Genomic DNA, 19,869 nt, shown 5'->3' with positions numbered 1-19,869 from the left:
ACCTTTAAAGGTGCTTTTTTACAACTTATCTGAATTAGTTTGGTGTGTGATACATCAAATAAATTTCATTTAAGTTTTCTGGAATTTCCTCAGCAATTTCGTCCATAAGCTGACCATTGCGACGGAAAGATTCCATTTGTGGGTCTTCGTCATCCACACCACTAAAGACCATCATTGGTAAAGTTAAATCTACCAACTGTTCTTCATGTTCAGGTGTGAACCAGGCATCTTCGTTTAAGAACATTGCATCGACGAAACCAACACTCCAGTCGCCTAAACTTGATTCAACATCAGCTTCTTCAATTTCAAAAGGAAATTCGATTCCTTCTTCATTGGCTAAGTTTTGACGAATTGCTTCTAACCATGCTTTTACTTGTGCAATCATTTCAGCAGGAACTTTCTTTTGATTGTTATCGAAAAGTTCATCGAGCCATTTATCAAAAGTTGGTCCAACAGCAGTTGCACATAAAAAACCATGAGTTGCCGCAAAATCTAGACCATGTTCATTTTGGTCGCCGTCTAGATATTCGCTCAATAAGTCTAAATCTAAAGCACTCATTTAAAATCCAAGTTCAGTAAAATAACTGCGGATAGCATAGCATTTTAGCCGGCTATGCTAAATCACAATTTAGTCTTCTTCATCGTCAAAGTCGTCGTCATCATCCAGATCATAATCAAAATCTTTCAGTTCACGCTCCAAACGACGTTGTGCGAGAAGGTCATCAATGAGACGACGTTTTTCCAAAGACTCTTTAGCACTAATTTTGCTTGAGGCTTCATCAAAGCTAACATCATCATCACTGAAGCTATCGTCTAGTTCAAAATCTGTAGAAGACACTAAAACTACCTCATGGTGAAAAAAAGTGAATGGGTCTAGGCGCTATTTATCTTTGTTAGGAATTCTTGTCAAGTTTTTTTTGATTTTTTTATATAACGAACTCAATTTACTCTTGTTTTTTGACCCTGAAATTGTATATTTATGAGGATGTATAATTTCCATCATGACGCATACAGAAAAGCGATTATATTTCGAATGCAATCCATTCAATGGACTTGAAAAAAAAAAATTCAGCCCAATATTGAAAACAATTGTTAAATCAAAGTCATCTTTCCAAATGATACTTGAGCAATCAATTCAAAACTATTTTAAGCGAATTGTGCTATCATGCACGGTTTTTCACTGCCACAGATTCAATGAAGAGTAAGCAAAGATGAGCGATATAACTTCCCCTACTTCGCAAGTAGCGGCTCTGATTAGCCGAGGCAAAGAGCAAGGTTACTTAACTTACGCTGAAGTTAACGATCATCTCCCAGACTCGATTACGGAAAGCGAACAGATTGAAGACATTATTCAAATGCTTCAAGACGTCGGCATTCCAGTGCATGAACGTGCGCCTGAATCTGATGACACCATGTTCGACGGTAATAATGCGGAAGCAACCGATGAAGTCGCTGAAGAAGAAGCGGCAGCTGTTCTTGCTTCAGTTGAAAGCGAACCTGGTCGTACCACTGATCCAGTACGTATGTACATGCGTGAAATGGGAACGGTTGAACTTTTAACGCGTGAAGGCGAAATTAGCATTGCTAAACGCATTGAAGAAGGTATTCGTGACGTTCTTCACTCTATTGCGTACTGGCCAAATGCAGTTGAAGTTGTATTAAAAGAATATAACGATGTTGCCGAAGGTGAACGTCGTCTTGCTGATATTTTATCTGGTTATTTAGACCCAGAATCTGATGAAGAAATTCCAGAAGTTTTAGAAGAAGCTGAAATTGTTGTTGAAGAAGCTGCAGCTGCGACTAAAACGAAAGATGTAAAACTGGATGATGACGAAGAAGAAGAAGCTGAAACTGATGATGATTCTGAAGCTGAGTCAGGTCCAGATCCAGAAATTGCCCGTGTTCGTTTCACCGAATTGGAAAATGCGTGGAAACTAACCAAAATTGCCATTGAAAAGCATGGTCGCGATAGCAAACAGGCTGAAGAAGCGCAGCAAGCACTTGCAACTGTATTCATGATGTTCAAGTTTACTCCGCGTTTATTCGACATCATTTCAGAAATGATCCGTGGTACGCATGAACAAATTCGTACTTCTGAACGTGAAGTGATGCGTTATGCAGTACGTCGCGGTCGTATGGATCGTAACCATTTCCGTACTTCGTTCCCGGGTCAAGAATCAAATCCAGCCTGGTTAGATGAACAAATTGCAAAAGCACCTGCTGAGCAAAAAGTTTATTTAGAAAAAGTACGTCCAGATGTGCTTGCATTCCAACAAAAGATTGCAGACATCGAAAAAGAACTTGGTCTTGATGTTAAAGGCATTAAAGACATTTCTAAACGCATGTCGATTGGTGAAGCCAAAGCACGCCGCGCGAAAAAAGAAATGGTTGAAGCAAACTTGCGTCTGGTTATTTCGATTGCGAAGAAATATACCAACCGCGGCTTGCAATTCCTTGACTTGATTCAAGAAGGTAACATCGGTTTGATGAAAGCCGTAGACAAGTTTGAATACCGTCGTGGTTATAAATTCTCGACCTATGCAACTTGGTGGATTCGTCAGGCGATTACCCGTTCGATTGCCGACCAAGCGCGTACCATTCGTATTCCAGTACACATGATCGAAACTATTAACAAGATCAACCGTGTATCGCGTCAGCTTCTTCAAGAAATGGGTCGTGAACCGACTCCTGAAGAATTGGGCGAACGTCTGGAAATGGACGAAGTTAAAGTGCGTAAAGTACTCAAAATTGCCAAAGAGCCAATTTCTATGGAAACGCCGATTGGTGATGATGAAGATTCGCATCTTGGTGACTTCATTGAAGATGGCAACATCACTTCTCCAATTGATGCTGCAACTTCAGAAGGCTTAAAAGAAGCGACTCGTGAAGTGCTTGAAAACTTGACTGAACGTGAAGCGAAAGTCTTGAAAATGCGTTTTGGTATTGATATGCCAACCGACCATACTTTGGAAGAAGTAGGTAAGCAATTTGATGTAACACGTGAGCGTATTCGTCAGATTGAAGCCAAAGCATTACGTAAATTACGCCATCCTTCTCGTTCTGAACACTTGCGTTCATTCCTAGAAAATGACTAATTCTTGATGATACCGATGGGGGCTTGAAAACCAATCGAGCATCCCCATCTAGTATTCTTAAGACATACAACGCCTGCATTCATGCAGGCGTTTGATATAAGGGGACTACTATGACCATGTTAGACCGTACGCCATCTCGCGAACTTCGAGAAGATCTTTGGGTTTTCCCTATGGATTATCCAATCAAACTGATTGGTGAAGCAAGTGATGACTTACATGTCGCTGTTGTAGAAATTTTAGTGAAACACTTCCCTGACTTTGATAGCACGAGTATTAAGATTCAAGCTTCTCGCACAGGTAAATATCACTCTTTAACTGCACAACTGCTTTTCTTGGAGCTTGAACAAGTTCATGCGCTGTATGCCGATTTAGCCGCATGTCCATTGATTAAAACAGCACTTTAAGAAAAATTAAAAAAACACGCCAAGAAGCGTGTTTTTTTATATCTACAAAAAACTGTTGAGTCCCTTCCAATAAAAATGGCAAATCACGTGGGGATCGTCCCCTATCCCACCTTGATTTCATTATAATCATTCACAATATTTAAACTTTTTAAAGGACGCACTTTACGTGACTGATGCTGTTCTAAAACCAACGCTTATTATTCGTCAATTTAACCAGCTCACGCCCTATCTCGATCGTTTTCAGGACATGAAAAGCCTGACTGAAAACCGTGATGAAAACACCCCAGATGAACTGTGGATTTTGCAACATCATGAGGTTTTAACTCAAGGTCAAGCAGGAAAGCCTGAACATATTCTGATGCCCAGTAACATTCCTGTGGTACAAACCGATCGCGGCGGTCAAGTGACTTGGCATGGTCCAGGTCAACTGGTTGCCTACTTCATGTTTGACCTAAACCGTTTAGGTTGGAATGTCCGCACTTTAGTGTCTTATGCCGAAAACTTAATGATTGAACTGCTGAAGAAATACGGGATTGAAGGCTATGCCAAACCGGATGCACCCGGAGTATATGTTGCAGAACGCAAAATTGGATCTTTAGGCTTTAAAATTCGGAAGGGACGCAGCTATCACGGATTGGCTCTAAATATTGATTGCGACCTATCTGGCTTCCATACCATTAACCCATGTGGTTATGCAGGAATGGAAATGGTTCGTGTCATGGACTTGGTTCCAAACTATCCGCACTTTAATGATTTATGTGCAGATATCATTGAAACTTTTAACAACAGCGGTTACTTTAATCAAGTCCAAGTCATGCAACAATAACTTTGCTTTTGACATAAAAATAAATTAGAGTATTTACTCTAAACTAATAAAATATTTTTTAGATAAGGGATGCGCGAGTGATTTCAACCAAATCCGTAAAGCCCGCTTTACAACTAACCTATGTCAAACTCATGATGGATGTGATTGGCAGAGGTCTGGTAATGGCGAGTCAAGTCGATGATGAAGTAAAACAGGAAGTCTCCAACTTCCCTGTCGGTTTTGTTCTATCGATGAAAGTATTTCCCAATGGCCCGGCTTTTATTGCGAAAGTCACGGAAGACCATCAATTAAAATTACTCCAATCTGTAGATATCAAGCCTGATTTAACCATTACTTTTAAGCACTTAACCCATGCTTTTTTAGTGTTTTCTTTTCAGGAAAGTACTGCACAAGCCTTTGCTCATGACCGCATGATTGCCGATGGCGATATTTCTTTCGCCATTCGTCTGGTCCGTTGCTTAAATAAAATGGAATCGCTGATTTTACCTAAACTCCTGGCGGAGCTTGCTGTAAAACAATATCCAACTGAATTGAGCCTAAAACAAAAACTCACTGGAGCTGCAAATATTTATTTGAAACTAGCTCAATCCTATTTTAAACGGAGTGCATAACATGGCTAAGCCTTATTACGAATTTTTCTGTCCAGTAAAAGTCATCGCAGGTCATGCCGCGTTAGAACACATTCCATTTGAACTTGCGACTTTGGGTGCAAAACGCCCTCTGATTATTACCGACAAAGGCGTACGCGCAAATAATTTACTGACTCCGATCGAAGCTGCATTTGAATCGACTGATGCCGTGATTGGTTATATTTTTGACGATGTCCCACCCGATTCAAGCGTACAAACTGTTCGAAATGCAGCAAAAGCTTATCGTGATAATAATTGTGATGCGATTATTGCGGTTGGTGGCGGCTCGGTGATTGATACTTCCAAAGCGACCAATATCTTGGTGACTGAAGGTGGTGATGACTTACTGAAATATTCAGGTGCGCATAATCTTCCAAAACCGTTAAAACCATTTTTCGTTATTCCAACAACTTCGGGCACTGGTTCAGAAGTGACGATGGTTGCTGTGGTTTCTGACCTTGAAAAAAATGTCAAAATGCCATTTGCATCTTATTACCTGATGCCACATGCAGCGATTCTTGACCCGCGCATGACGCAAACCTTGCCACCACACTTAACTGCAATGACTGCAATGGATGCATTGACTCATGCGGTTGAAGCCTACACCTGTATGGCTGCAAATCCAATTAGTGATGCCTATGCCACTGCTGCAATCAAAAAAGTCAGCAACAGTTTGTTCAATGTACTGGATAACCCAACTGATGAGTTTGGTCGTCTAGAATTGGCTCAAGCCTCCACTATGGCAGGTATCGCCTTCTCTAACTCAATGGTGGGCCTAGTGCATTCATTAGGACATGCCTTAGGTGCAGTTGCGCATCTGCCGCATGGCTTATGCATGAACTTATTCCTGCCTTATGTGCTCGAATACAATAAAGAAGTGAATGGCGACAAGATTGCAGAATTATTGCTTCCTTTAGCGGGTCCCGATATTTACGCTCAAACGCCTGCCCACTTACGTGCAGATAAAGCGATTGCAACCATTTTGACCATGCGAGATCGCTTAAATACCCTAACCAAGTTACCACGTACTTTACGTGAAACAGGTAAGGTATCTGAAGCACAGTTAGATGAAGTGGCAGAAAAAGCTTTAAATGATGGTTCTATTATTTACAACCCTAAAGAGGCCACCTTAAGCGATTTAAAAGCGATCTTAAAAAAAGCTTGGTAAATATTGAAAAATAAGCGAATATAGCAAAAAATTGGCCTGGTGTTTTTTTAAGCATCGGGCTTTTGCTTTGTGGAAAGATAAAGTTAAGCTTTTATATCAAATGGCATATTTTCTGCATTAATAATTCATAAAGATACTGGCAAAAGACACCAAACTAGAGTAGATTGGCGCACTTTTGTTTTATTCGTATAGGGGGGATCGTTCGTCTCAAACGATCCTTATAAACATGACTGATCCTTGATCAACGATTAAGAGGATAACGCCGTTGACAAATATCTCTGGGACTCCATCGGCAGCTAAACTGCAAAAAACGCTGGGACTCTGGCACATCATTATTATCGGTTTAGCTTATATACAGCCCATGACGTTATTTGACACTTTCGGCCTAGTATCGGAAGAAAGTCATTTTCACGTACCGACATCCTACATATTTGCACTCGTTGCAATTTTATTAACATCCCTGAGTTATGGTCATATGATTCGTCGCTACCCTTCTTCGGGTTCGGCGTATACCTATGCTCAAAAATCGATTCATCCCAATGTCGGCTTTATGGTGGGTTGGTCATCTTGGCTAGACTATTTACTGTCTCCAATGGTCAACATCATTCTTGCGGGGATTTACCTTGAAGCCCTGTTCCCGGATGTAAACCACTGGGTTTGGGTAATTGTACTCACGGCATTCATGACCGGTGTTAACTTACGTGGTGCGCGCTTTGTTGCGAACTTCAACAGTATGATTGTGTTAGTACAGTTGGTTGTAATTGCTGTATTTACCTATTTGGTTTACACCAAGCTACAAGCTGGCTTTAATGCAGATGGTCCAATCCCTGCAGAACAGCGCTATCAGCTTTGGAGCCTTGAACCGTTTTGGAACGAGCTGACTTCAGTCGGTGCACTGATTACCGGTGCAACTTTACTGTGCTTCTCATTCACTGGTTTTGACTCGCTAAGTTCGCTTGCTGAAGAAACCAAAGATACTGAAAAGACATTGCCTAAAGCAATTTTCTTAACTGCTTTGATTGCCGGTGTGATCTTTATTATCAGCACCTACTTCATGCAAATTTACTTCCCGAACGATCCGAAAACATATTTTGAGGATATTGCAGCGACTCAGCCAGATATCTTGATGCTTGTTGGTGGTTCACTATTCCAATCCTATGTTCTTGCTTTTGCGATTGTGACGGTGTTGGCATCAGGTATTTCAGCACATGCTGGCGTATCACGCTTGATGTTTGCCATGGGTCGTGATGGTGTTATTAACAAGAAAATCTTTGGTCATATCAGTCCTAGAAGCCTAACACCTTCATACAATATTTTAATTGTTGGTGCTGTGGCTTTAACTGCTGGCTTTATGAATCTTGATACAGTGATTTCACTCATCAGTTTCGGTGCCTTAACTGCATTCACCTTTGTAAATCTGTCAGTAATTTCACGTTATGCATTACGTGATGGACGCACTAAAAATTTCAAAGATATTTTAAACTTTGTGATTGTGCCATTACTCGGTTTCATTAGTGTGTTTGCACTCTGGCTTGAAATTGAAGAAACATCATTGAAATATGGCTTATGGTGGGCAATGTTCGGTATTTTATATCTTGGTTATAAAACCAAAGGTTTTAAACAGCCTGCTCCACAACATAACGAGTTTGATGATTCTTATTAATGCGTTAATTCACTCGATAAAAAAGACGCTTTATGCGTCTTTTTTATTGGTTTAATGATTGATTTAATCGAGCAATTAAAGTCTATTGAGGCTGATTTTTTTCATTATTCTTTGAATACACAGAATGATTTATGAAAGAAATTGAAGCTACTTTCTACTCTAGAACATCTTATTATTGCCGTATTTTTTAAATTTTAGGCATAAAAGCTGCTCTTAAGCAGCTTTCATGAGCAATAGATTTTACACCAAAATTTTAAAACCTTGCTGACGCCATGCTTCATACAAGATTACAGCAGTCGCATTGGACAAGTTTAAACTACGTGAGTTTTCTGCCATCGGCAAGCGAATCCAGTGTTCTTTAGGAAACATCATGCGAACATTTTCAGGCAAGCCACGAGTTTCTGGTCCCATCAATAATGCTACCGGACGGTTTAAATTTGAGGTATGCGGTGTTTCAACACCTTTGGTGGTTAAGGGATAAATCGCATCATTTCCAATGCCCTGCTCTTTTAAATGTGCCAGACATTCTTCAAAGCTTTCCCAAACTTTCATATGTGCCCATTCATGATAATCCAAACCTGCACGTCTGAGCTTTTTATCATCCAGCTCAAAACCAAGCGGTTTTACCAAATGAAGTTGCGCACCGGTATTGGCACATAAACGAATAATATTCCCGGTATTTGCAGGAATTTCTGGCTCGTACAATACGACATGAATCACGGGAGTTCTCTACTTTAAATAAAATGGCAAGCTTGATTAAGCTTGCCACTGCAATTGTTCGCGCAACTTTACCACTTCACCAATAATGGTCAGTGTTGGCGCTTGAATTTGATGTTCTGTCACTTTAGAGGCGATATCTGCCAACGTTCCTACTACCACTTTCTGGTCTGGTGTCGTCCCTTTAGAAATAAGCGCTACAGGCATATTAGGTCGTTGACCATGGGCAATAAGTTGGGCGCAGATTTTTTCTAATCCCACCAACCCCATATACAACACCAAGGTTTGGTTTTCATAGACCAGTTCATGCCAAGGCAACTCAGGTGAACCTTCTTTCAAATGTCCTGTCAGGAAGCGGACACTCTGCGCATAGTCACGATGCGTTAAAGGAATACCGGCATAAGCTGAACAGCCAGAAGCCGCCGTAATCCCTGGCACCACCTGAAACGCCACACCTGCAGCAAACAGCTCTTGAATCTCTTCACCACCACGACCAAAGATAAACGGATCACCGCCTTTTAAACGGCAGACACGCTTACCTTGCGCTGCGTATTCCACCAATAAGGCATTAATACCGTCTTGTGGAACACTATGATTAGACCGTGCTTTGCCGACATAGATTTTTTCTGCATCACGGCGGCACAAATCCAAAATCGGTGGAGATACCAAACGGTCATAAATAACCACATCGGCTTGTTGCATCAAACGTAAAGCTTTTAAGGTCAAGAGCTCAGGATCACCTGGTCCCGCACCCACCAAATAGACTTCGCCTTTAGGCGCTTTCCACTCAATTAGGGCTTGTTCAATCAAACGATCCGCTTCAGTAATATTGTCATTAAACACCTGTTCTTTGAGTGGACTGGCATACAAGTCTTCCCAAAAAATACGGCGCTCATCAGGATTCTCAATTTTAGCTTTTACTGCAGCACGCCATTTTCCAGAAAATTCAGCCAGCTTACCCATTCCATGGGGAATAGATGCCTCAAGCTGAGTTCGGATTTGACGTGATAAAACCGGTGATGTGCCATTAGTAGCAATTGAAACCACCAAGGGTGAACGGTCAATAATTGCTGGAACCATAAAACGACAATGCGGTGGATCATCCACACTATTCACCAATATTTTTTCAGCTTCGCAGGCTTCAAAAACTTGAACATTGGTTGTTTTATCATTGGTTGCGGCAATCACCAAACGGTAATTGCGTAATGGAATATCTGGACTAAAAGGTGCTTGGACATATTGCCCTTGGCTAGTTTCAACAATTTCAAGTAAATTACTTTCAATTTCAGGTGCAATCACGTGAATGACTGCGCCTGCTTTTGCCAAAAGGACTGCCTTACGGTATGCAATACGCCCACCACCGACAATCAGACAAGGTTGCTGTTGCAACTTTAAAGAGATTGGAAAGATATCCACGAATTACCTCAGTATTTTAAATCTGACTGTCTTAAGCAATTTTCATGCACAAAACTGTGCCCTTTAACGATTTATTGAGCAATCCGAAGATTAATCAATAAATTCTGCACCACCCATGTATGGACGAAGCACTTCTGGAACTTCAATAGAACCGTCTGCACGTTGGTAATTTTCCATCACTGCAAGCAAAGTACGACCGACCGCCAAACCAGAACCATTTAAGGTATGGACAAATTCTGTTTTCTTTTGGTCGACACGGTAACGCGCTTTCATACGGCGCGCCTGAAAGTCACCCATGCATGAACAGCTTGAAATTTCACGATAGGTATTTTGGCTCGGCACCCAAACTTCCAAATCATAAGTTTTGATTGCACCAAAGCCCATATCACCACCACAAAGGATGATTTTACGATATGGAAGACCCAATGCCTGCAAAATACCTTCCGCATGACCAGTAAGCTCTTCTAGAGCCTGCATAGAATCTTCAGGTTTTACAATTTGCACCATTTCAACTTTGTCGAATTGGTGTTGACGGATTAAACCACGGGTATCACGACCATATGAACCGGCTTCACTACGGAAACATGGCGTATGTGCTGCATATTTGAGTGGTAAACGGTCAGGATCCACAATTTCATCACGCACGAAATTGGTGACTGGCACTTCCGCAGTCGGAATTAAATAAAGTTCTTTTTCGCCTTGAAGCTTGAACAAGTCTTCTTCAAATTTAGGCAATTGACCTGTACCACGTAAAGAATCAGCATTGACCAAATACGGTACATAGGCTTCTGTATAACCATTTTTTAGGGTATGGGTATCCAGCATGAATTGGGTAAGCGCACGTTGTAAACGCGCCAATGGACCTTTTAATACGCTGAAACGCGTACCAGTTAATTTGGTCGCAGTTTCAAATTCTAAACCGCCCATCCATTCACCCAAGTCAGTATGATCTTTGATTTCAAAATCAAATTGACGCGGTGTGCCCCATTTTAAAATTTCAACATTATCATCTTCATCTTTACCCTCAGGTACAGATTCGTGCGGCATGTTTGGAATAGTGAGAGATTTGGTTTCAATTTCATTTTGCAATTCAGCAAGCGTAACTTCCGCTGCTTTAATTTCATCACCAATCGCAGCCATACGCGTCATGATTTCAGATGCATCGCCACCAGATTTTTTAATTTGGCCAACTTGTTTAGCACCCGAATTACGCTCTGCTTGTAAAGCTTCAGTTTTTGATTGAAGCTCTTTACGGCGAGCTTCAAGTGAAGCCCACTCTTCTACATTAAGCTGTACACCACGTTTTGCTAAGGCTAAATTTACAGCCTCAATATTATTTCTGATTAATTTCGGGTCGATCATAGCCAATCTTTTGTAAAGAAAAAAACTGGCTATAGTGTAAGCGCTAAACGCTAAAAAAGACAGTGACCGAGCCTACAGCTGTGCCTTATTAGAGCAAATTTAACCGAATTAACCTGAAATTATGGGCTTGGATACTTTGGTAAACTTGGCAGATATTCCGCTTTAACCAGTTTGGTGAGCGCAACATACGGCAATGTCAGTTCGGTCATCCCTTCTGCATAAGAAGCCAGTTCATATAAGGGATAAACAAACACAATGCCATTGGCACCATAGTAGAAATTATCACTCAACTGCAACTTGGTTCGCTCAATACTATGTTGATCCAGCCACATGCTATTTGAGTCATACAAGGTATCTAATACCTGCTGTTCTGCACCCTTCACCAGAATATCTTGTAGTGCCAAGCGTTTTTTGGTTTTCAAATCAAAATTCACAAATTCCTGGTGATGCATGCCATGTGCTGCACCCGATGAATAGGTGTAGGTTTGGATGGCAAAAGTTGCCCGATCATATTGCTGATTCACAAAGCGCACATAGGTCGAACTTTGACTTAAGTTAGGATCAGCACCTTCAGCAGTATTGATTTTTTGATTGGGTGCGGTTGAAAAAGCAATCGGATCTGCTTTTTTAATTCGATCAATAAAATAATCATCAATCCATTTAACATTGGTCTTTACGGTCTGAATGTCATATTGCATACAGCCATCTGCATCGCAAGCTTCTGGCTTGGTCAATTTGACCGGAACAACTTTGGCTTGAATTAATGCAATGGATTCAGACTTTTCCGGCTTTGTGGTACTCGCCTGTTCGCTTTTCGGTACAGTCCGCTCCTGACAACCCGCCATGACAAGTGCCGCGAAAGAAACAGGAAGTGCCCAGAGCCATTGTTTATTCTTGCGTATTTCCATTTTATTTTTACAACCTAATACCTTTTATAATGCCCCTGCACTATACAAAGCTCGGTAAATGAATGAAATTTAAAATATGTATCTTTAAAAATATATAGCCTGATAGCTATAAATAAGAAATCTCATAATTTTAAGATAAATCCACCCAATTGCCGTGAAAGCCCAATGGCACATGTACGCCAAGTACAATTTCTGCCTGAGGCTGAATGTTTAAACCATGAGCTTTTAAAATCAGCACTTTAGAGGATTCTTTATGGATTTGATGCACATAGCATAACAAGTAACCCTCTCCCTCAGCTGCATCCAATGACTCAGGGATAAAGACGACTTCTCCCGTCACCCATTGATCACCAAATTCATATGTGATTTTTTCACGAGTTTGCAGATCGTGACAAATCAAATGATTGGCTTTGGTCATGATTACAGGATCGAAACTGACGCTATAGATATAACGATGCTGCTCACCAGTATATCGCTCATCGATTCTTGGGAATTCTTGCGCCTGCGAATCTATCACCTGTCGATCAACAGTATTTTGTTTCGAATCAATCACCCAGCGTTCCAATTGAGTTTTTTGCTGCTCAAATGGACCTTGATGGGATTTTTTAAACATGTAGCGATGCACCACTACATCTAGAATAATGTGCTGTTGATCATTTCGATAAGCATTTGCGGCATGAAAAATAAAACAAGGGTTTATAGGAATCCACCGTACTTCATCGGCATGACCATATTTAGGTAAAATCCCAATTCGTGCCACATGCTTTTCATTCCATTCATAAGGTAATGGATTGCCTTTGATGAGTTGCTTGAAAGAAAACGTCACCGGTAAATCAAAAATTAAAACCTCCTGCTCGGTAATGGCACAGTCATGAATCATAGGACCATGTTGCACAGGAATTTTAGCCCAATGCAGTAAAAGCCCCTGCTCATCAATCACTTCATAATAGGCGTGTTTGATATCCAGCGCATCATAGCAAACAGCATGTAAGTGCCCTGTTTTATTGTCTTTATGTGGATGTGCGGTAAAAGGCAGGTCGGCATCTGTATTAAAAAAACGGTGTTCTTCCGTATTCAGATTTAAGTCTAAACGTACCGGCAAAGTTCCCGCTTCCACACTCGCCCAAATTTTATTGGCATGATAAAAAGCATTGGTATTCACCACATCACCGGGACCACGGCGAAACCCTGCTTTAACAGCTTTATTCTTTTGTTTTTGCACAGAATCCGTTTCGATATAATGACTTTTAAACCACACTGCTTGACCCTGTTCTATTTTTAAAGCATGTAACATTCCCTCACCTGTAAACCAGTGATAGCAATCTGGATTTTCAACATGAATCGGATTTGGGCCTATTCTCAACAATAGTCCCGTCAATTGCCGTGGAATTTCCCCCATGACCTTAAATTCGCGCTTTTCCACCTCATCTACGGGACCAAATATCCCATCGAGATACGGATTTTTTGCCTTAGCTTTAGATGAGTTTTTAGCTGATTTTTTTGATCTTCTTTGTAGCCAACTTACCCCTAGCCCCATAGCTCTTTGACGATAAGTATTAAATTTTGATTTTAATTTTGTGAACCGCGGATAATCCACGGATGGAGTCACTATATTGTTATTTTCCACTTTTTTAATTCTCCTGAGCTTTTTTCTTTGTTGCTTTAGTCTTTGTTACTTTTTCTATGTCTTAGGGGGCATGGATCTTGGTTATTTTGCCACTCACTTCTGATCACTGAATTCTTATCTTTATGTATTATGAGTTGTAACACTTATTCTGCAGCTTAGCGCTATTTTTGCATAGTGGTACTTTGCCTCTCAAAGCATCGCTATATTTTTAGCAAAATATAAACTAAAAAAAGCAGTCATGAATGACTGCTTTTAAATAACCATTAAAGAATTAATTAAACAATATAAATCAATTGATTATTGATCAATAATATCGGTGCCTTTAGGCGGTGCAAAATTAAAGGTTGATGCTGGAATTGAAGGATTCAATTTCACGTTATTAAATCGAACATAAGTGGTTTGACCGAGTGAATCTTCCAAAATCATCAAACTTGGCGCTTTATTGACACCAAAACTAATAGTTAAACTTTGGAATGCACCATCACGGTCTTTAGGAAGCAAGGTGTAATAAGTCTTGCCTTTATCTGGTTGCGTCACACGATATGACTTCATAATCTGACTGGTATTGCCCGACAATAACAAAGCTGGCGTATTGGCTACCTGATCATCCAAACTTTGACGGACTGCCTGTTGTAAGTCAGGGTCATAAATCCAGACAGTTTTACCTGAAGTCACAATGGTTTGTTTTGACGGACTCGTGGTTTCCCAGAAAAACTTACCAGGACGGGCAACTTTCATCACACCTTTAAAGGTTTGATTCATGTGTTGTCCCGTTAAGCCTTTTTTCTGTGGCGCTTTATTTCCTGCTGTTGCTTTTGTAGTTTGTTCAAAATTTGCTGACAAACTACGCATATTACTTAACTGTTTTACCAAATTGTTCGTTGCTTGTTGCTCCGATGCTGCAACAGGCGCAGCAAAAACAGTAGTACTTACTACCGGTGCAAGCGTTGCTGCACCTAATGTCATAGCACATAGGGTTTTACGAAGCATTTTCATCTCATCACCTTTTTATTTGCTGTATCGCAATTTCTTCAATGTCCCCATCTTAAACCAATTTTTATTGCTAATAATTGAGAAAATAAGAAGTTTTGTATTGTTATTAATGCTCAATGTAGATTTTTCTACATCATGATGAAGAACCCAAATTGTTTTTGACTAATTTACAGGCATAAAAAAACCCACATCAAATGTGGGTTTTTTTCTATTTAAGCTTACGCTTCAACAGATACGTAGCGACGACCGAATTGGCCTTTCACTTCGAATTTGATCACGCCGTCAGCGGTAGCAAATAAAGTATGGTCACGGCCCATACCTACGTTTGTACCAGCGTGGAATTCTGTACCACGTTGACGAACGATAATGTTACCAGCAGTCACAGATTGACCACCGTACATTTTAACACCTAACATTTTAGGGTTCGAGTCACGACCGTTACGTGTCGATCCACCAGCTTTTTTAGTAGCCATGTTTCATAATCCTCGTAATTAGCCTGAAATAGCAGTAATTTTCAACTCGGTAAACCATTGACGGTGACCTTGTTGTTTACGGTAATGTTTACGACGACGCATTTTAACAATACGGATTTTGTCGTGACGACCGTGGCTAACTACTTCAGCAGTTACTGTAGCACCAGCAACAACTGGAGCACCAATTTGAATGCTTTCGCCGTTTACAAGCATTAATACGTCATCAAACGTAATAGTTGTACCAGTTTCAGCTTTCAACAATTCTACTTTAAGGGTTTCACCCTCAATAACACGGTGCTGTTTACCACCGCTTTGGATTACTGCGTACATAATGTACTCCAAACATGCCCGTGTCGTCGTGCCGATAAAGGAATATACCGATCTTAATACGAGCGCCACTGGGGTATATACAAGGGCAAACATATTAAGTGATAATAAATCAAACGACAAGCCATTTTAGCGTTTTTTTGCGCTGATCGAATGTTTATTTTATAAACGATCAAAATCTAAAAAATTAATTACTTTTTACATCGGAATCTTACATTTTATAAAATGAAATAGATTTTTAAAATCAATTCGCTACTATAGACTACGAAATGGCAGATCAGTCACATATATGGTGAGTTGCTAGAATTAACACTCATTTAAAACCATTTGCTTAGTCAGGTTTTAAGCAACTATATTAAGATCTTAGCTATAACATGAGATATAGTTGTTACACTATATAATAAGCAATTCAATTTTTAGAGGTTTCTCTTCATATGGCCATCGACTTTAAGCAAGACATTCTCGCTCCTGTTGCTTCAGACTTTGCTGAGATGGACACTTTTATTAATGAAGGGATTACTTCGAAAGTTGCCTTAGTCATGGCAGTGAGTAAACACGTAGTTGAAGCAGGCGGTAAACGTATGCGCCCGATTATGTGTTTATTGGCGGCAAAAGCCTGTGGCGCGACAGATATAGAACGTCAGCGTAAATTGGCTGCCATTATTGAAATGTTGCATACTGCGACTCTTGTACATGATGATGTAGTCGATGAATCAGGCTTGCGTCGTGGTCGTCCAACGGCGAATGCCACCTGGAATAACCAGACTGCGGTTTTAGTCGGTGACTTTCTGATTTCGCGTGCTTTTGATTTATTGGTCGATTTAAACGATATGACCTTACTCAAAGATTTCTCGACAGGAACCTGTGAAATTGCTGAAGGCGAAGTGCTACAACTGCAAGCGCAGCATCAGCCTGAAACCTCAGAACAGACTTACCTCGATATTATTCACGGTAAAACTTCGCGTTTATTTGAACTTGCAACTGAAGGTGCTGCCATTTTATCGGGTACACCGCAATACCGTGAACCACTGCGAATCTTTGCCGGTCACTTTGGCAATGCGTTCCAGATTATTGACGATATTTTAGACTACACTTCAGATGCTGAAACATTAGGTAAAAATATTGGTGATGATTTAATGGAAGGGAAACCCACTTTGCCATTAATCTCTGCACTGCAAAAAACCACCGATGAAGAACATGAAATTGTTCGCCGCAGTATTGCAACCGGTGGTACAGCCCAATTAGAACGTGTCATTGACATTGTGCAAAATTGTGGCGCGCTAGATTACTGTCGCCAACGTGCCACTGAAGAAACTGAATCTGCGCTTCAGGCTTTAGATGCGCTTCCTCATAGCGAATATCGCCAAGCACTGATTAACCTGACCCAACTTGCCTTAAACCGAATTCAATGATGGATGTTGAAAAATAGACTTAACCCTCGCCTATGCATATAAATTTTAATGATCTATTTTTAAAAATGCAGGAGCAGCTTGAATCTCATCAGGCTGCTCTTGATGACTCACTGTTAATTGAACTGGTTAACCGGATTCGACCAAGCGACTCAACCAATACTGAAGAAATTAACTGCAAATTTCGTGCACTCATACAAGCGCTGCTGATTACCCCTGATGCAGTTTCTACCTTACAAAATTTTGTCTTAAAGCTGATTAGCCAATACAAACAGACCAGTTTGTATGCCGATACCGGCATTTTATCTCTCGATGGTTTTTGGAATCAGCTCGCACAACGCGTAGGCGCTCATTTTTTACCCCTGATTAATGATGAAAGCCAACTGCAAGATTTAGTCCGCCGTGTCTTTTATCAACGTAGCGATAAATACTGGCTGGACAGCATTTCTAATGAGGATTGGCAAAAGTTATTTGCCTTACTCAATCAAGGTCACGGCAATCAAGCTGAAAAGCTTAAAATTAACAATGAGCTGATCAAAGCCATCACGGTTCTGTCTTACCGGATTAGTGGTATTGGACTGTATCCAGAATTTATTAATGCACAACCCGACTTAACTGAATACGAATCGCCTTTTCTGGTGCAGAATCGTGAAATTATCGAATTCATTCAGCATTATAAAAAGCTGCATCAAAATACCGATCCTGTGGCAGTCATTGCCCCACCGGATGCCTCACAAGCCTTGGTGATGATTGAGCAATGTCATGATGTGGTTTTAAAAATCCGTCGTGCCATCAAACGCATTGGCGTGAGTATCAGTCTGACGTATTTATTATCCCTTCTGGAACAATGTCTGGACCGGATCGAACTGTTAATCAACTTAATTGTTGAGGAAGATAAAGTTCGTTATGAATCACTCAGTGCTTTACTGGTCGATATTACTTCCGCCATTTATAGTGAACGGAGTGTTCGTTCTTTACTTGCAAATAACAGTGAATTAATTGCCTTACAAGTTACCGAAAATGCCAGTAAAACCGGTGAGCATTATGTAAGTACCGACAAAAAAGGTTTTTGGTCGATGTACAAGGCGGCGGCTGGGGCTGGCGTCATTATTGCTACCATGGCGACCTTCAAGATTCTGGCTGCACGTCTGGTCATGGCTCCCTTGATGCAGGCGTTTATGTTTAGCATGAACTATTCACTCGGCTTCATGTTGATTCACGTGCTCCATTTTACTGTCGCGACCAAACAACCGGCCATGACGGCAGCCGCACTTGCAGCCACGGTACAGCATCAAAAAGGTTCTAAAACTGCACAAATTGCTGAACTTGCAGCACTGATTATTAATATTATCAGAACCCAATTCATTGCCATTCTCGGCAATATCTCCATTGCTATTCCTACTGCTGCAGTGATTACCCTGCTCTGGCAATACGGAATGGATGAACCATTACTGTCTCATGCCAAGGCGACCACAACCTTACATTCATTGAATCCATTTACCTCACTGGCTATTCCCCATGCTGCCATTGCCGGTGTTTGTCTGTTTTTCTCTGGCTTGATTGCTGGTTATTTTGACAATATGGCGGTGTATCGCAAAGTTGGTCCGCGCTTACAGGCTCATGCCCGTTTAAAGCGGTTATTAGGTCAACAACGCTTAAATAGTTTTGCTGCATATATTGAACGGAATTTAGGGGCGTTAGCAGGGAACTTCTTATTCGGGATTATGCTTGGAAGCATGGGAACTATTGGTTTTATTTTGGGTCTTCCACTTGATATTCGACACATTGCATTTGCTTCAGCCAACTTTATTCAAGGCTTGATCAATATTAACGGTACGCCTGAAGTTGGCTTGATTTTTGTATCGTTTTTAGGGGTGTTGTTGATTGGTTTGACCAACTTATTTGTGAGTTTTAGTCTGACCATTATTGTGGCATTACGCGCCCGCCGGGTTCGTTTTGAGCAATGGAAGCCATTAGCCAAACTGGTGCTTACCCATTTCTTAACCCGTCCGAGTGACTTTTTTTGGCCACCGAAAATTCCATTAGAAGTGGATGAATCATTGCCATCACAAAAATCCGCTTATAAGTAATTGGTTAATTTTTGTTTTACTTCATGTTAAAAAATCGGTAAAAAAGAAATCAGCATAATTTACACACACTTGAAATAAAGTGTACTGATGAGTACACTTTAACCATTCATTAGTCATGCTCCAATCGACTAAGATAACAAAGGTTCCTTACATGCCGTACCTATTGCTTGGTGTAGGATTTTTCTTATTTATTTTCAGTGTATTAATGCTTTTTACCCCATCACTTCAGCAGTTCGATTTAGCAATGGTTGAATGGATGAGCCAGCATCGTACAGCGCATTTGAATACGATTTCTATCACACTTTCTGCTATAGGCGGCATGCCATTTGTACTATTTTTAACCGCAATTTGGTATTTACACCAAATATGGTATAAAAAATACACAAATATTATTTTTACAAGTTTAGGGCTTATAGGAAGCATTGCCACGGTTTGGCTGCTCAAATATATAATTTCAAGACCTCGCCCACCCGAAATGTATCACCTGGTTCAAAGCTATGGTGCTTCATTTCCCAGTGCGCATAGTGTTTATGCAGCCACTCTGGGTTGTCTTGCAATTTATCTAAGTCTCAAACATCCAAAGCACCAGCTCATTTGCCTGTGTGCTTTTATATGGTTGTTTGTCATGGGAATTTCAAGGATTTACCTTGGGGTACATTTCCCCTCTGATGTCTTGGCAGGTTGGAGCATAAGTTTTATTTGGATCACACTACTTTATATGCTGTACGCCAAATTCAGTAGAGTGAAAACAAATTAATTTTT

General features: G+C 40.6%; 19 protein-coding genes. 9 read left to right on the top strand and 10 right to left on the bottom strand.

Going from position 1 to position 19,869, the window contains the following annotated elements; translation table 11 throughout:
• Positions 1 to 34 precede the first annotated feature (34 nt).
• Together HLH14_RS05990 and HLH14_RS05985 are read right to left on the bottom strand one after the other, a co-directional pair.
• Entirely contained in the window at positions 35 to 559 is a 525-nt protein-coding gene (locus HLH14_RS05990; protein ID WP_067723990.1) for a YecA/YgfB family protein, read from the bottom strand.
• Positions 560 to 628: 69 nt separating this feature from the next.
• Positions 629 to 838, bottom strand: a complete 210-nt coding sequence (locus HLH14_RS05985) for a PA3496 family putative envelope integrity protein (protein ID WP_067723989.1) — start codon at positions 836 to 838, stop codon at positions 629 to 631.
• A 373-nt stretch (positions 839 to 1,211) separates the two neighbouring features.
• Here HLH14_RS05985 and rpoD point away from each other — a divergent pair, with 373 nt between their 5' ends.
• From rpoD to HLH14_RS05955, 6 genes are all read left to right on the top strand, one after another.
• Positions 1,212 to 3,095, top strand: a complete 1,884-nt coding sequence (gene rpoD, locus HLH14_RS05980; RefSeq protein ID WP_067723988.1) for an RNA polymerase sigma factor RpoD — start codon at positions 1,212 to 1,214, stop codon at positions 3,093 to 3,095.
• A gap of 116 nt (positions 3,096 to 3,211) precedes the next feature.
• Positions 3,212 to 3,499 carry a YbeD family protein gene (locus tag HLH14_RS05975; RefSeq protein WP_067724198.1) on the top strand — a complete coding sequence of 96 codons (288 nt, stop codon included), beginning with the start codon at positions 3,212 to 3,214 and terminating at the stop codon, positions 3,497 to 3,499.
• Between the two features lie 166 nt (positions 3,500 to 3,665).
• The gene (gene lipB, locus HLH14_RS05970) at positions 3,666 to 4,325 is read left to right on the top strand and encodes a lipoyl(octanoyl) transferase LipB (RefSeq protein WP_067723987.1); all 660 of its coding nucleotides are present in this window, start codon (positions 3,666 to 3,668) and stop codon (positions 4,323 to 4,325) included.
• A 77-nt stretch (positions 4,326 to 4,402) separates the two neighbouring features.
• Positions 4,403 to 4,936: a hypothetical protein gene (locus HLH14_RS05965; RefSeq protein ID WP_067723986.1), complete on the top strand. Its 534-nt coding sequence runs from the start codon at positions 4,403 to 4,405 to the stop codon at positions 4,934 to 4,936.
• Between the two features lies 1 nt (position 4,937).
• Complete coding sequence (locus HLH14_RS05960; RefSeq protein WP_067723985.1) at positions 4,938 to 6,122, top strand: iron-containing alcohol dehydrogenase; 1,185 nt, start codon at positions 4,938 to 4,940, stop codon at positions 6,120 to 6,122.
• 265 nt (positions 6,123 to 6,387) lie between these two features.
• Positions 6,388 to 7,785: an APC family permease gene (locus HLH14_RS05955; protein ID WP_067723984.1), complete on the top strand. Its 1,398-nt coding sequence runs from the start codon at positions 6,388 to 6,390 to the stop codon at positions 7,783 to 7,785.
• A gap of 240 nt (positions 7,786 to 8,025) precedes the next feature.
• On the opposite strand, the gene HLH14_RS05950 is transcribed toward HLH14_RS05955, so the two are convergent.
• The 8 genes from HLH14_RS05950 to rplU all read right to left on the bottom strand — a co-directional run bounded on the left by HLH14_RS05950 (position 8,026) and on the right by rplU (position 15,611).
• Entirely contained in the window at positions 8,026 to 8,505 is a 480-nt protein-coding gene (locus HLH14_RS05950) for a tRNA (cytidine(34)-2'-O)-methyltransferase (RefSeq protein ID WP_067723983.1), read from the bottom strand.
• Between the two features lie 36 nt (positions 8,506 to 8,541).
• A complete protein-coding gene (gene cysG / locus HLH14_RS05945) occupies positions 8,542 to 9,918 on the bottom strand; it encodes a siroheme synthase CysG (RefSeq protein ID WP_067723982.1) in 1,377 nt (458 codons plus the stop codon).
• A 90-nt stretch (positions 9,919 to 10,008) separates the two neighbouring features.
• On the bottom strand, positions 10,009 to 11,280 hold the full coding sequence (serS, locus tag HLH14_RS05940) for a serine--tRNA ligase (RefSeq protein WP_067723981.1): 1,272 nt from the start codon (positions 11,278 to 11,280) through the stop codon (positions 10,009 to 10,011).
• Positions 11,281 to 11,399: 119 nt separating this feature from the next.
• The gene (locus HLH14_RS05935) at positions 11,400 to 12,188 is read right to left on the bottom strand and encodes a DUF3298 domain-containing protein (protein WP_171532777.1); all 789 of its coding nucleotides are present in this window, start codon (positions 12,186 to 12,188) and stop codon (positions 11,400 to 11,402) included.
• A gap of 130 nt (positions 12,189 to 12,318) precedes the next feature.
• Positions 12,319 to 13,611 (bottom strand): carotenoid oxygenase family protein, encoded by a 1,293-nt coding sequence (locus tag HLH14_RS05930; protein WP_265733069.1) that lies wholly within the window; start codon positions 13,609 to 13,611, stop codon positions 12,319 to 12,321.
• 501 nt (positions 13,612 to 14,112) lie between these two features.
• Complete coding sequence (gene lolA / locus HLH14_RS05925) at positions 14,113 to 14,811, bottom strand: outer membrane lipoprotein chaperone LolA (protein ID WP_067723978.1); 699 nt, start codon at positions 14,809 to 14,811, stop codon at positions 14,113 to 14,115.
• Positions 14,812 to 15,026: 215 nt separating this feature from the next.
• Complete coding sequence (gene rpmA, locus HLH14_RS05920; protein ID WP_067723977.1) at positions 15,027 to 15,281, bottom strand: 50S ribosomal protein L27; 255 nt, start codon at positions 15,279 to 15,281, stop codon at positions 15,027 to 15,029.
• Positions 15,282 to 15,299: 18 nt separating this feature from the next.
• Positions 15,300 to 15,611 carry a 50S ribosomal protein L21 gene (gene rplU / locus HLH14_RS05915; protein ID WP_067723976.1) on the bottom strand — a complete coding sequence of 104 codons (312 nt, stop codon included), beginning with the start codon at positions 15,609 to 15,611 and terminating at the stop codon, positions 15,300 to 15,302.
• Between the two features lie 431 nt (positions 15,612 to 16,042).
• On the opposite strand from rplU, the gene sdsA reads away from it, so the two are divergent.
• From sdsA to HLH14_RS05900, 3 genes are all read left to right on the top strand, one after another.
• Complete coding sequence (sdsA, locus tag HLH14_RS05910) at positions 16,043 to 17,020, top strand: All-trans-nonaprenyl-diphosphate synthase (RefSeq protein WP_067723975.1); 978 nt, start codon at positions 16,043 to 16,045, stop codon at positions 17,018 to 17,020.
• A 32-nt stretch (positions 17,021 to 17,052) separates the two neighbouring features.
• Positions 17,053 to 19,107, top strand: a complete 2,055-nt coding sequence (locus HLH14_RS05905) for a site-specific recombinase (RefSeq protein ID WP_067723974.1) — start codon at positions 17,053 to 17,055, stop codon at positions 19,105 to 19,107.
• A gap of 151 nt (positions 19,108 to 19,258) precedes the next feature.
• Entirely contained in the window at positions 19,259 to 19,864 is a 606-nt protein-coding gene (locus HLH14_RS05900; protein ID WP_067723973.1) for a phosphatase PAP2 family protein, read from the top strand.
• Positions 19,865 to 19,869 lie beyond the last annotated feature (5 nt).

Source organism: Acinetobacter terrae (genome assembly GCF_013004375.1).
GTDB lineage: Bacteria > Pseudomonadota > Gammaproteobacteria > Pseudomonadales > Moraxellaceae > Acinetobacter > Acinetobacter terrae.
Note: the sequence above shows the minus strand (reverse complement) of the source record. Positions and strands in the feature narration are given on the sequence as shown.

Coding starts and splice junctions, on each gene's coding strand:
- rplU (WP_067723976.1), bottom strand. CDS start 15,611: ATGTACGCAGTAATCCAAAGCGGTGGTAAACAGCACCGTGTTATTGAG.
- HLH14_RS05960 (WP_067723985.1), top strand. CDS start 4,938: ATGGCTAAGCCTTATTACGAATTTTTCTGTCCAGTAAAAGTCATCGCA.
- lolA (WP_067723978.1), bottom strand. CDS start 14,811: ATGAAAATGCTTCGTAAAACCCTATGTGCTATGACATTAGGTGCAGCA.
- serS (WP_067723981.1), bottom strand. CDS start 11,280: ATGATCGACCCGAAATTAATCAGAAATAATATTGAGGCTGTAAATTTA.
- HLH14_RS05935 (WP_171532777.1), bottom strand. CDS start 12,188: ATGGAAATACGCAAGAATAAACAATGGCTCTGGGCACTTCCTGTTTCT.
- HLH14_RS05990 (WP_067723990.1), bottom strand. CDS start 559: ATGAGTGCTTTAGATTTAGACTTATTGAGCGAATATCTAGACGGCGAC.
- HLH14_RS05975 (WP_067724198.1), top strand. CDS start 3,212: ATGTTAGACCGTACGCCATCTCGCGAACTTCGAGAAGATCTTTGGGTT.
- HLH14_RS05905 (WP_067723974.1), top strand. CDS start 17,053: ATGCATATAAATTTTAATGATCTATTTTTAAAAATGCAGGAGCAGCTT.
- HLH14_RS05900 (WP_067723973.1), top strand. CDS start 19,259: ATGCCGTACCTATTGCTTGGTGTAGGATTTTTCTTATTTATTTTCAGT.
- rpmA (WP_067723977.1), bottom strand. CDS start 15,281: ATGGCTACTAAAAAAGCTGGTGGATCGACACGTAACGGTCGTGACTCG.
- rpoD (WP_067723988.1), top strand. CDS start 1,212: ATGAGCGATATAACTTCCCCTACTTCGCAAGTAGCGGCTCTGATTAGC.
- sdsA (WP_067723975.1), top strand. CDS start 16,043: ATGGCCATCGACTTTAAGCAAGACATTCTCGCTCCTGTTGCTTCAGAC.